Genomic DNA, 12231 nt, shown 5'->3' on the forward strand with positions numbered 1-12231 from the left:
GCGGCGCGGCTTCCCGGGCGCGCCGGGAGCGGTGCGCATCCCCGCGTGACGCCCCGCATAGGCTGACCACGTCATGCCAGCCCGAGTTCATGCCCTCATCGTCGCGCGCCCCGGCCCCTCCGCCCGCGCCCAGCTCCTCCGCACGCTCGACGCGGTGCGCGCGCAGACGCTCCCGCCCGCGGCCGTCACGCTGATCATCTGCGGCGACGCCACCACCGCACGGGAGAGCGAAGCTGTCGCCGCCACCGTCGAGGGCATCATCGAGGCGCGCGCGTCGACCTCCTTCGCCGAGGCCCTCGATCTGGCGCGCCCCCGCGTCCTCGACGGATCGGCGATCTGGATCCTCGCGCAGGACACCGCCCCGCACCCGCGTGCGCTGGAGCGCCTCACGGGCATGCTGGAGCGCTCGCCGTCCGCCGCGATCATCGCGCCGAAACTCGTCGCCACCGACAATGAGCGCGAGATCGTCTCCTTGGGTGTGAGCATGACCACGTTCGGCCGCTCGGTCGAGCTGGCGGCCGGGGAGTTGGACCAGGGCCAGCACGACCGGATGGACGACGCCCTCGGCGCCGACATCCGCGGCCTGCTCATCCGCGGCGAGGTGCGCGAGGCGTTGCGCCCCGATCCCGCCCTCGGCGGTGCCGACGAGGGTCTCGACCTCGGCGTGCGCGCGCGGCTCGGAGGCGGCCGTGTCGTCCTCGCTCCGGCTGCGCGGGTCTCCGCCGCCCCGGACGGCCCTGCGGCGCTCCCTGCGGGACGAGCACGCCGCGCCTTCGTCACCCGCCTCGCACAGTTGCACCGCCGCCTCGCCTATGCGCCTGCCGCCGCCGTGCCGCTGCACTGGCTGACGTTCCTGCCACTCGCACTGTGGCGTTCCCTCACCCATCTCATCGGCAAGCGGCCGGAGGCCGTGTTCCCGGAGTGGGGGGCGGCTCTCCTCGCGATGGTCCGTTTCGGCGCCGTCGCCCGATCGCGCGCCCGGATCCGTTCGTTCCGTTCCTCCAGCTGGGCGAGCATCGCCCCGCTGCGCGTCACCCCCGCACAACTGCGTCGTCGGCTCGACGACGGGCACGGCAGCGAGCACGGTGCCGTCAGCGAGCTCCGCTTCTTCTCCGGGGGCGGAGCCTGGGCGGTGCTGGCCGCGCTGGTGGTGAGCATCGCCTCCTTCACGAGTCTCCTGGCGTGGCCGGCGCTGGGAGGCGGTGGCCTCCTGCCCTTGCGTGAGACCGTGGGCGCGTTGTGGCAGGACGCGGCATGGGGTCTGCGCGGGGTCGGTGTCGATCTCGTCGGACCGGCCGACCCGTTCGCCGCGATCATCGCCGTCCTGGGGTCGCTGTGGCCGGGCGCGCCGTCCTTCGCGATGGTGCTGCTGTGGATCCTCGCGCTGCCGCTCGCCGTCCTCGGCGGATGGTTCGCCGCGACTCGGGTCACCGATCGGGCCGGACTGCGCATCTTCGCCGGCATCGCGTGGGCGCTCGCGCCGACCTTCCTCACCGCGCTCGTGGACGGGCGTCCTTCTGCCGTGCTCGTCCACCTGCTGCTCCCATGGCTGTTCCATTCGGCGGTGGTCGCCCACCGCTCCTGGGGCGCGGCGGGCAGTGCGTCCCTGCTCCTGGCGGCGGTCGTCGCCTGTGCGCCGGTCCTGGCTCCGGCCCTCGCGCTGCTGTGGGTCGTGGCTCTGGGGATCGTGCTCGGCACGGCGCAGTTCCGAGGGGCGGGCCGCCTGCTCTGGCTTCCCCTGCCCACCGCGGTGCTGTTCGCTCCCCTGATCTTCTGGCAGCTCGCCCACGGCACCGCGCTCGGTCTGCTCGCCGATCCCGGCCTGACGTGGCTCGGGCCGCAGGCGTCGGCTGACGCCGCCGGACGCCTGGCGATCGCCGGGGGCTTCCCGACGAGCGATCTGGCGGGCTGGGCGAGCGTCGTCCCCGGAACCTGGGCAGCGCTGCTGTGCGCACCGCTCGCGCTGCTCGCGCTGGGGTCAGCCGTCTCCCCTCGATGGCGGGCGGGCATCACCCTGCTGGTCGTCGCGCTCAGCGGACTCGCGACCGCCTTTCTCGCCGTCGGGATCAGCGTCGCCGCCGCGGGGAGCGCTCCGGTGCCGATCTGGCCCGGCACCGGTCTGAGCCTCGCCTGGATCGGCGTCGTGGGTGCCGCGACGATCACGCTCGACACGGCGATCACGCTGCCGCGCCTGCGCGTCGCCGCCACAGGGGTGGCCGCCCTCGCTCTCGTGGTGTGCGCCGTCCCCGCTCTCACCGCCTTCCACACCGACCGCTCCGCACTGACGAACGGCCCCGAATCCACCCTTCCCGCATATGTGCGAGCCCAGGCGGCCGGGGATCGGCCGATCTCCACTCTCATCCTCACGCCGCAGAACGACGGCGGTCTCGCTGTCGACGTGGTGCACGGTCCCAGCGAGACCCTCGGCTCGCAGACGACGATGCTCTCGACGGCGGTCGAACCGCAGGGGACCGACATCGCGACTCTCGCCGTCGACCTCATCTCCGCCCGCGACTTCGACGCGCCGGCGGAACTGCTCGCGCAGGGGATCAGCTACGTCCTCCTCGCGGAGGCGCCGGGTGAGGGGGATCGCGCACGCACACTGCGCACGGCGTCCGTCGCCGCGATCGACCAACGGGCCGGCCTCGTGCAGGCAGGGTCGACGGATCGAGGAGTCCTCTGGCGTCTCGAGGGCGAGCCGGCGGCGCCGGCGTCGCTGAGCGCGACCCAGGAGGGCACGGCCCGGATCGTCGTGACGGTGCAGCTCCTGGTCCTGCTCGCCGCGCTGCTCCTGTCCATCCCGACGCGCGCGTCGCGTCGGGCGGCGCGGGCGCAGTCGCGGATCGTCGGCAGGGCGCCGGAGGAGCCGCTGGTGCTCCCGCGCCATGCGGAGGACACCGTGCCAGACGCAGCCGACGTGCCGCCGGTCGGCGCCGTCGAGGATCCGCAGGACGAGCCCGCGCTGGCCGACGAGGCGCTCGCCCCGATCGCCGACGCCCAGCCGACCGACGAAGACCATGACGACGTGCCGGACGGCGATCCCACCGACACCCCTGCGTCCGTCGAGAGCCGAGGAAGCACCGGCACCGAGGAGGACCACCGATGACCGGCAACCGTGCGTTCCGCGTCGCCGCGACCAGTGCGCGCGTCGTCACCGGAGTCGTGGTCGCCGCGGCCTGTGTGCTGGGCGTCGCGACCGCCGTGCACGCCCCTTGGCCGACCGTGACGCACGAGCCGGCACAGCAGCAGGTGACTCCGCTCCCCGGGGACAGCGTCCTGGTGTGCGCGGGCGATTTCCACGCTCTCGGTCGCAACACGGCCGCCCCGTCGGAGATGCGCCGGGCGGCGACTCCTGAACTCACGACAGGGGGCACGAGCGGTGTCCCGTCGCAGGCGGGGCTCGCCGTCCCGGATCTGGTGGACGGGCAGGAGGTGCCCGTGCTCACCGGTGCCGTCGAGGGACGCACGGCGCCGCTCATCGCGGGAGCCGAGTCGTCCACCCTGGCCTCGGACGACCTCGCCGGTTTCGCGGCTTCGCCCTGCGGCATCCCGCGGCTGGAGTCGTGGCTCGTCGGAGGGTCGGTGGGCACCGGAGCCGAGGACGTGGTCCTCCTCGCCAACGCGTCCGACGTCCCCGCGACCGTGACCCTCGCGGTCTACGGATCGGCGCGTGGCGGTCGTACCGTCATCGTCCCGCCGCGCACGCAGACGGCGCTGCCGCTGACCTCCGTCGCCGCAGGGAACGACATCCCCGTCGTCAAGGTGAGCGCGGTCGGGGCACCGGTCCGCGCCGTCCTGCAGTCCGCGCTGATGCAGGTGCTCGACCCGGTGGGGGCCGACCAGCAGGAAGCGGTGCCCGGGCCTCAGCAGCGCGTCGTGCTCCCGGGCGTGCAGGCGTTCGCCGCGACGGGGGACCAGGGGGACATGACGGTGCTGCGACTGCTTGCTCCCGGCGCGGACGCGCTCGCCCAGGTCCGTGTGACCGCCGACGGCGGCGGCCCCGGTCTGGACGAGTTCACGGTGCCGCTGACCGCGGACGAGCCGGCCCAGGTCTCGCTCAGCGGACTCGAGCCCGGGACGTACACCGTGGAGATCGAGGCCGACGCCCCGGTCATCGCGGGAGTCCGTCAGCAGGACGGCTTCGGAGCGGATTCCGACTTCGCGTGGGTCACCCCCGCCCCCGAGATCGATGCGGAGGTCGCGTTCGCGGTGCCGTCCGGTCCGTCTCCGCGACTGCAACTGGCCAACACGTCTGACGAGGACACCACCGTCTCGCTCTCGTCCGTCGACGGCGGCTCGCCGCAGGAGATCGTCATCCCGGCGGGGGAGACCCGTGGCCTCGATGTCGCCGCGGAGACGACCTACCTGCTCCGGCCCTCGGGCGAGGTGCACGCCGCCGTCGCGATGACCGCGCCCGGCGCCGTCGCCGTGCTCCCGGTCCCACCGTCCCCTGGTGTCGAGACGTCGATCACCGTCTACCCCTGACGAGCCGGATCAGTGGTCGTGGCCCAGATCCCACGGCTCCCGGCCCACGTACTCGGCCGCCGCGCGGAAGACAGCGCTCTCGATCGCCATCCGTCGATGCGCGGCGTCGTCGTGACCGGGCGGAAGAAGGCGTTCGATGGGGATGCGGAAGAGGACGATCCTCCGCTGCTCACGGTCGAGATGCCAGCGCGGCACCTCGCCGTCGGCGTCGTATGACGGCAGCGCACCGATCTCGAACCGGACGTCCTGGAGCTCCGGCCACGTCCCGCGGAGGAACTCGACCGCGGTGCCGACGGTGAGATCGAAGCGATCGATGCGCCCGTCCAACGGGGCGAGCGGAGGCTTGACGACCTCGCTGCGCCCGAGGCGGCCGTGTCGGCCGTGCCTGGCACCGCGGCGAGCGGTGGAGGCGGGGACGGAACGGCGACGGGGCATGTCGAAAGTCTAGGCGCAGCGGCCACTTCCGGCGCGGCACCGCCGCCGCGGTCGGATGGAGTCGTACGCTGACGGAGATGGACGGACGACTGTGCTCGAAGGTCGGCTGCGCGCGCGAGGCCGTGGCCACCCTCACGTATGACTACGGCGACCAGATGGCTGCGCTCGGCCCGCTCGGCGCGGCGAACGATCCGCAGGCGCACGACCTCTGCGCGCCGCACGCCGACCGGCTCTCGGTCCCCGCGGGATGGCTCGTCGTCCGCCACGAGGCGCTGCGCGCATGAGCGTCGACCGGCCCTGACCGGCGAGGCCGTCAGACGCTCAGACGACGACCGGTCAGGCGCTCCGCGCGCCGGTCCGCGTTGGCGAGCGCGCGGCGTTCGCGCTCGCGCCGGAGAACGGTGACACCGACCAGGACGAGCTCGGGTGGCGCAGCCGGCAGCGGGGAGATGAAGGGCGCGGCCTCGGCGAGCAGATCACGGGCCACTCGCTCCCGTGCAGCCGGGAGCATGCGAGGAGCGCTCACCAGGAACTGCGAGATGCGCCGGGCGAGTCGGTCCGGAAGGCGCGCCACATCGGCCACCTGCGCCCACGCCGTTAGCTGCGGAGGCAGCACCGGCGCGAGCGTGACCAGCTTCGGAGTGCGCACCCGCTGGCTGTACGTGCCGGCGACGAGGTCGCCGAGGCGCTGGGATCGTGCGGTGAAGGCGCCGACGAGCACGGCGAGGCCGCCGAAGGTGAGGTAGATCTCGAGGACGCCGAGGAGCGCGCGGATGAACGCGTGGCGGAATCCGGCCGCTCCGCCGTCCATCCGCACGATCCTCCCGCCGATGGCCAGCTTTCCGAGGCTGCGTCCCTTGAGCGCCACCTCCATCGTGATCGGCAGGACGACGAAGCTGAGGACGAGGGAGGCCACGAGGGCGATGCGGTCCGTGGCCGGGTCGAGCACGCCGATGTCGAGGAGCCAGATGCGCAGGAGGATCGATCCGATGAAGACGGCATAGCCGAGCAGCATGTCGATGACGGCGCCGGCCGCCCGAAGGAGGAACCCCACGGGCTGGACGTCGATCGCGACCGCCTCCCCGGAGAGCACCTCGTCGGAGACGTCGATCTGCGCGGACATGAGTACAGTAAATCAGGTGGATGCCGATGCCCTCACCGATGCGCGCCGGTCCGAATGGGAACGGCTGGACACCCTCAGCCGCGCCCGTCTGGACGGCGCCGGGGTGGACGAGCTCATCGTGCGGTACCGCGCCGCCTCGGCCGACCTCGCGGAGCTGAAGACCTCCGTCGGGGAGTCGCCGCAGGGCGCCTACCTCTCCACGATCCTCGTGCGCGCGCGGCTCCGGCTCACGGGTGCCGCCGACAGCATCCTCACGCAGACGTCGCGGTTCTTCCGGCTCCAACTGCCCGCAGCCCTGTACCGGCTGCGGTGGACGACCCTCGTCATCGCCCTCGCCTTCGTGGCCGTCGCCGTCGGCACCGCGGCCTGGATCGCGAGCGACCCCGCCCTGGTGGCCACGCTCGGGCCGCCCGACACTCTTCAGCAGTACGCCGACGAGAGCTTCACCGGGTACTACACGGAGAACCCCGCCGCCGTGTTCATGGGCATGGTCTGGACGAACAACGCCTGGATCGCGATGCAGTGCGTGCTGTTCGGCGTGACCGGGATCTGGCCCGTCTACATGCTCGTGCAGAACGCCATGGGTCTCGGCACCTCCGGAGCGGTGATGGCCGTCCATGACAAGGCCGACCTCATGGTCCTGTACATCCTTCCGCACGGCATGCTCGAGATGACGTGCATCTTCGTCGCTGCGGCCGCGGGTCTGCACATGTTCTGGGCCTGGGTCGCCCCGGGCCATCGCACCCGCGGCGAGGCGCTCGCGGAGGAGGGCAGAGCACTGGCCACCGTCGCCCTCGGTCTCGTGTTCGCGCTCTTCCTCTCCGGACTCGTCGAGGGTTTCGTGACCGGATGGGCCCTGCCCTGGCCGCTCAAGATCGGCATCGGTGCCGCGGCCCTCGCGGTCTTCCTCATCTACATGCTCGTGACCGGCCGACGCGCCTCTCGTCGCGGCGAGACCGGTGATCTCGTGGAGTACGAGTCCGGCACGCCGCGGCTCGTCGCCGGGTGAGGGCCGGCGTCCGCGGTCAGAGCCGCCCCGCCGCCTTGAGCTCGAGGTAGCGGTCGGCGATCCGCGGCGGAAGGTCTTCGGGATCCGCGGCGATGGCCTCGCCACCGGCCCGACGGATCGCGTCGGCGACGTTCTCGGCGTCCCGCAGCGTGCGCTCGGCGGCGGCGGCGAGGTAGACGTCCTCCCTGGACCGTCGGGCGCGGGCGAGCGCGGCGATGCCGTCGTCTGTCACCGAGCCGACCAGCACCGTCATGGCCCGCGAGGCGTCGGGGAAGGCGCCGAGGAAGCCGCGAGCCGATTCGGCGGCGTCCTGCGCCGTGAGGACGACGAGTAGGGAAGGGCGCGTGGTCAGCGTACGCACCGCTGCGAAGGCCGCATGCCAATCCGTGTCCACGAGTCGGGCGTGCACCGGAGCCATCGCATCGGTGAGCGCGGGCAGGAGCGCGGCGCCGTCCACTCCGGTCACCCGCGCCCGGGCGACCCTGTCGTGCATGAGGAGGTGGACGTGATCCCCCGCCCGTGCGGCGAGCGCCGACAGCAGGAGCGCCGCCTCCAACGCCGCATCGAGCCGCGTGCCGTCACCGACCCTGGCGGCAGCCGTGCGGCCGGTGTCGACGATGAGGACCACATGCCGGTCCCGCTCGGGACGCCAGGTGCGGAGCATCGTCGTCCCCGCCCGCGCCGTCGCCCGCCAGTCGATCGAGCGGACGTCGTCCCCGCGGACGTACTCGCGCAGCGAGTCGAACTCGGTGCCCTGGCCGCGGACCTGGATGCTCGTGTTGCCGTCGAGCTCGCGCAGGCGCGCCAACCGGGAGGGCAGATGCTTGCGCGAGGTGAAGGCCGGGAGCACGCGGATCGCGCCGCGGACGGGGTGCTGCGCCTGTCGGCCCGCGAGCCCCAGTGGCCCGCGGGACCGGAGCACGACGAAGGCACTGACGAGCTCGCCCCGGCGCCGCGGACGCAGGGGGATGTCCACCCGCCGTCGTTCGCCGGGCGGGATGCGCAGGTGCTGCCGCTCGGACGGCGCTCCCGCGGTGGGCTGCCAGGCGTCGCGGAGGAGGACGTCGAGCAGCCGGGCCCCGCGGTTCTCCACCGCCACGCTCACCGGGATCAGCTCGCCGAGGCGCGCGCGCGACGGGACCCGACGGGTGACGGTCGCCGCGCGCGGGTCGCCTGCGAAGACGAGATCGACGCCGACGAGGAGGGCGCAGAGACCGATCCACCCGCCCAGGACGGCGTAGGGCGGGAAGCCCGCCAGTCCGGCGAGGACCAGCGGCACGATGCCGACGGCGAGGGCAACGGCGAGACGGCCCGTGACGAACACCTAGATCGGCACCCGGGTCTGCTGGACCACCGACGTCAGCACGGCGTCCGCGGACACGCCCTCCATCTGGGCGTCGGGGCGGAGCTGGAGACGATGCCGCCACACCGGCACGAGCATCGTCTGGACGTGGTCGGGGGTCACGGCGGTGGAGGCGTTCAGCCACGCCCAGGCCTTCGCCGCGGCGAGGAGGCCGGTCGAGGCGCGGGGGCTGGCGCCGAGCTCCACGGACGGCGACTGCCGGGTCGCCCGGGCCAGATCGACCACATAGCCGAGGACGTCGTCGGTCACGTCCACCCGGGCTGCGGCGCGCTGGGCGGCGCGGATCTCGTCGGCGCCGATCACCGCCTCCACTCCCGTGAGGTCCCGCGGGGAGAAGCCCTGGGCGTGGCGTCGCAGCACGGACACCTCCGCGTCCCGCTCCGGCATGCCGACGACGAGCTTCATCAGGAAGCGGTCGAGCTGGGCCTCCGGCAGCGAGTACGTCCCCTCGTGCTCGATCGGGTTCTGCGTCGCGGCGACGAGGAAGGGATCGGGCAGCGCGCGGCTCACACCGTCCGCCGAGACCTGGCGTTCCTCCATCGCCTCCAGGAGCGCCGCCTGTGTCTTCGGCGGTGTGCGGTTGATCTCGTCCGCCAGCAGGATGTGGGTGAAGACCGGTCCGGCGCGGAAGTCGAACTCCCCGGTCCGGGCGTCATAGACGAGAGACCCTGTGACGTCCCCCGGCATCAGGTCGGGCGTGAACTGCACCCGCTTGGTGTCGAGGCCCAACGCGCGTGCGAACGAGCGCACGACGAGGGTCTTCGCCACCCCCGGCACCCCTTCCAGCAGCACGTGGCCCCGAGCCAGGAGCGATACGAGGAGGCCGGTGACGGTGCCGGCCTGGCCCACCACCGCTTTGTCGACCTCGGTGCGGACGCGGTGCATGGCCTGCCGCAGCGCGGCGTCGTCGGCGGGACTGTTCTCGTCGGTCACGGGGTCTCCTCGGCTTCGGTCGGGAAAGGGATGCGGGGTGGACGGGTGCTCATGCGGGGCTCCCCGGGGGCTGTGTGCTCGTCTCCACGGCTGTCTCCAGCTCGTCCAGGCGTCGGGCGAGGGCGACGAGCGCGGCGTCATCGCCGGGCGGTGGCCCCGCCAGAAGACTCTGCAGTGTGCCGCGGGGGATCCGGAGGCGATCGGCGGCGGCGTCGGCGATCTCGTCCGCGTCGGCGTGCACGGCCAGCCCGAGGCGTCGCGCGAGTCGTCTTCGGGCGCCTTCCCGGAGCGCTTCGGCGGCGTGCGCGGCGTCGGCGGCCCTGGCGGTGAGGCGGGCGCGTCCGTGCATGGTCTCCGACGCGCGCACGGTGACGGGGAGCGTCTCGGCGACGAGCGGACCGAATCGCCGGCCTCGGGCGATCGCGACGGCGAGGCCGGCGATGAGCAGCAGCAGGATCGCCGGCGTGACCCATTCGGGGGTGAGCGTGCCGAGGGTGTCGGGGGAGGCGGTCTCGATGTCGGTGTCCTCGAAGGACGGCACGTACCAGACGACCCGGTCGGTCTGCCCGAGCAGGGCGAGGGCGAGCGCGGCGTTGCCGTCTTCGGCGAGAGCCGCGTTGCTGAACAGCTTCACGCCCTCGACGACAGCGCGGTATCCGTTCCTCTCATCGACGAGGACGGCGGCGGCGCCGTCTTCGCCGAAGCAGCCGGTGACGCCGTCGGCGGGGGCGAAGAGCCGATCGGGGCGGATATCGCCGATCTCGGCGAAGGCGGGCACGGCGCACCCGGCTGATCGCGGCGATGCCGAGCCGGAGGCGTTCTCTCCGATGGCGAGTTCGCTCAACAGGTGCGTTCCCGTGGAGAGGAAGACGACTCGGTCGGCCGGGGCGAGGAGATCCGCCAGCGCGTCGTCGGAGAGGGCGTAGGGATTGGTCAGGGCGAGGGTGCTGTCCGCGTCGAGAGCGGCGACAGCGGCGGCCCGGGAGCGGACGACCTCCACCTCGACCCCCTGATCCCGCAGGATCTCGGCCAGGGCGAGGGCGCCGGTTCCCGAGCGGCTCTCCGGATCGAGGGTGCCGCGCGCGCCGGGTCCGCTCGCCGCGAGCTGGGAGGCCGCGAGGGCGACCCCGATCACGAGTGCCGCGACGAGGAGCCATCCGAGGACGGAGGCGGTGCGACGCCGCGGACGCTCGGCGGTGCCGCCGGCGGCGAGGGCGGGTGCGGTCGTCGTCAAGCGGGCACCTCCTCGGGGCGGCGGGCACGGAGGCGTTCGTCGGTCGCAGCGAGGTGCCGGTAGTCGTCCTCGGTGGCCGGGTGCCGGAGATAGCGCACATCGTCGAAGCATGCAGCGGCGCGCCGGAGGGCGTCCGCCTCATCGGCGAACACCGCGCTCGCGGAGCGGGCGAGCGACTGCGCGGTCGCGCCGGGCGCCGGATCGATGAGGTCCCGTTCGAGCAGGTTGCGGGCGATCGCGCGATACCGGAGCACGACGGCGGTGTCCCAATCCTCCTGGCGTGCGCTGCGCTCGGCATCGGCGCGGAGCTGTGCGGCGCTGCGGTCGTCGGCGGCACCGAGTAGGTCGCCGGGCGCGCGCCGGATCGTCCGGGAGCGTCGGGGGCGTCCCCAGACGATCAGCGCGGTGATCAGGGCCGCGGCGATGAGGACCGTGACGACGATGAGCGCGGTGGGGCCGACGTTCGCCCCGTTGTCCCCGCTGAAGAGATCGGTGAGGAAGCGCATCACATCGCGGGCGAGCAGATCGAACCAGGTGGGCTTGGCGTCCGCGTACCGCGGGTTGGACAGCTCCTCCTCGGCCCAGCGTCGTGCTTCGTCCCCATCCGGGACGAAGACGTCGTCGAAGCGTCGCATCATGGCTGCGGGGCGCTGCCCGGAGCTGTCCATCCGCCGCCGGCCTCGGCGGGGGGTGAGGCCGACGGCGCCGGTGCGGGCGGGGGCGGCGGGGCGAAGGCGGGGGGAGCGGGAGGCGCCGTCTGCACGCCGGGCGCGGGCGGTGGCGCGTACCCGGGGGGACCGTACGCCGGGGGACCGTACCCGGGGGTGCCGTACCCGGGGGTGCCATACCCGGGGGCACCGTATGCCTGCGTCATCATGACGTGCTCCGGCACCTGGCGCGGCGGGGGAGCACTGGTGACGGCTCGCGAGGGATCGACCGCGAACGGATCGCCGAGCTGCTCCTCGGGGAGGCCGAGGTCGCGGCGCTCGACATGGGAGAGGAGGGCCTGGTCCAGACCCTCGTAGCGCATCCGGCAATCGAGGTAGACGAGCACGCCGCCGGTGCTCTGCACGACGATGGCGATCGCCTGCAGGATCAGCAGGAGCACCTGCGGGGCGAGGAGAGCGAAGACGTACCCGACGACCGCGCTCGGCTCACTGGCGCCGGTCGGCGCGATGACGGTGCCGAGGAACGAGGAGAGCATGGCGGTCGGGAAGCTGACCACCTGCATCGCGAGGCCCATGATCAGGCTGATGAGGAAGGTGACGCCGAACGCGACCCAGAACCGGCCGCGGGTCAGGCGCCAGGACCGCACGAACGCCTCCCGGAAGCGCGCGCGCTCCAGCACGAGGATCGAGGGGACGAGCAGCAGCTTGGTCGACAGCCAGACCGTGAGCGGGATCGCTGCCAGGCCCAGGAGGACCACGACGAGCACGACGATGCCGATCATCTCGGGGGTGCCGCCGAGGCCGCCGGCGATGAGCGCGCCGATGACCCCCGCGACGATCGCCAGGCCGCCGAAGAGGGCGACCACCGAGAGGGACGCGAACCCGGCGAGCCGCCAGAACGCCGGGAGCATGCGACGCCACAGCATGCGCAGTGTCGCCTTGACGCCGATCGTGGCGTAGCCGACCTCGGCGGCCACGACG

11 protein-coding genes are annotated in these 12231 nt (G+C 73.2%); 4 read left to right on the forward strand and 7 right to left on the reverse strand.

From position 1 onward, the window contains the following. Nucleotides 1-73 precede the first annotated feature (73 nt). Nucleotides 74-3106 (forward strand): glycosyltransferase, encoded by a 3033-nt coding sequence (locus B2W79_RS06745; protein ID WP_292788085.1) that lies wholly within the window; start codon nucleotides 74-76, stop codon nucleotides 3104-3106. Next, nucleotides 3103-4485 carry a DUF5719 family protein gene (locus B2W79_RS06750; protein ID WP_292788087.1) on the forward strand — a complete coding sequence of 461 codons (1383 nt, stop codon included), beginning with the start codon at nucleotides 3103-3105 and terminating at the stop codon, nucleotides 4483-4485. The genes B2W79_RS06745 and B2W79_RS06750 overlap by 4 nt, the downstream gene beginning before the upstream one ends. A 9-nt stretch (nucleotides 4486-4494) precedes the next feature. Here the strand turns inward: B2W79_RS06750 and B2W79_RS06755 are convergent, their stop codons facing one another. Continuing rightward, nucleotides 4495-4920: a hypothetical protein gene (locus tag B2W79_RS06755; protein ID WP_240742964.1), complete on the reverse strand. Its 426-nt coding sequence runs from the start codon at nucleotides 4918-4920 to the stop codon at nucleotides 4495-4497. A gap of 77 nt (nucleotides 4921-4997) precedes the next feature. On the opposite strand from B2W79_RS06755, the gene B2W79_RS06760 reads away from it, so the two are divergent. Next, nucleotides 4998-5204, forward strand: coding sequence for a DUF3499 family protein (locus tag B2W79_RS06760; RefSeq protein WP_025103036.1), 207 nt, complete (start codon nucleotides 4998-5000; stop codon nucleotides 5202-5204). Between the two features lie 29 nt (nucleotides 5205-5233). Here the strand turns inward: B2W79_RS06760 and B2W79_RS06765 are convergent, their stop codons facing one another. Then, the gene (locus tag B2W79_RS06765) at nucleotides 5234-6043 is read right to left on the reverse strand and encodes an RDD family protein (protein ID WP_071328280.1); all 810 of its coding nucleotides are present in this window, start codon (nucleotides 6041-6043) and stop codon (nucleotides 5234-5236) included. A 16-nt stretch (nucleotides 6044-6059) separates the two neighbouring features. Here B2W79_RS06765 and B2W79_RS06770 point away from each other — a divergent pair, with 16 nt between their 5' ends. Continuing rightward, complete coding sequence (locus B2W79_RS06770) at nucleotides 6060-7052, forward strand: stage II sporulation protein M (protein ID WP_071328281.1); 993 nt, start codon at nucleotides 6060-6062, stop codon at nucleotides 7050-7052. Between the two features lie 16 nt (nucleotides 7053-7068). On the opposite strand, the gene B2W79_RS06775 is transcribed toward B2W79_RS06770, so the two are convergent. The 5 genes from B2W79_RS06775 to B2W79_RS06795 form a co-directional block, all read right to left on the reverse strand. Then, the gene (locus B2W79_RS06775) at nucleotides 7069-8376 is read right to left on the reverse strand and encodes a DUF58 domain-containing protein (RefSeq protein WP_071328282.1); all 1308 of its coding nucleotides are present in this window, start codon (nucleotides 8374-8376) and stop codon (nucleotides 7069-7071) included. Continuing rightward, on the reverse strand, nucleotides 8377-9300 hold the full coding sequence (locus B2W79_RS06780) for an AAA family ATPase (RefSeq protein WP_256209416.1): 924 nt from the start codon (nucleotides 9298-9300) through the stop codon (nucleotides 8377-8379). A 97-nt stretch (nucleotides 9301-9397) separates the two neighbouring features. Beyond that, nucleotides 9398-10582, reverse strand: a complete 1185-nt coding sequence (locus B2W79_RS06785; RefSeq protein ID WP_071328284.1) for a DUF4350 domain-containing protein — start codon at nucleotides 10580-10582, stop codon at nucleotides 9398-9400. Continuing rightward, nucleotides 10579-11250: a DUF4129 domain-containing protein gene (locus B2W79_RS06790; protein ID WP_256209401.1), complete on the reverse strand. Its 672-nt coding sequence runs from the start codon at nucleotides 11248-11250 to the stop codon at nucleotides 10579-10581. The genes B2W79_RS06785 and B2W79_RS06790 overlap by 4 nt, the downstream gene beginning before the upstream one ends. Continuing rightward, the coding region (locus B2W79_RS06795; RefSeq protein ID WP_292788094.1) for a glycerophosphoryl diester phosphodiesterase membrane domain-containing protein at nucleotides 11217-12231 on the reverse strand (1015 nt) is incomplete at its 5' end. The genes B2W79_RS06795 and B2W79_RS06790, both read right to left, overlap by 34 nt.

It is taken from the genome of Microbacterium sp. UBA7513 (assembly GCF_002478345.1).
Classification (GTDB): domain Bacteria; phylum Actinomycetota; class Actinomycetes; order Actinomycetales; family Microbacteriaceae; genus Microbacterium.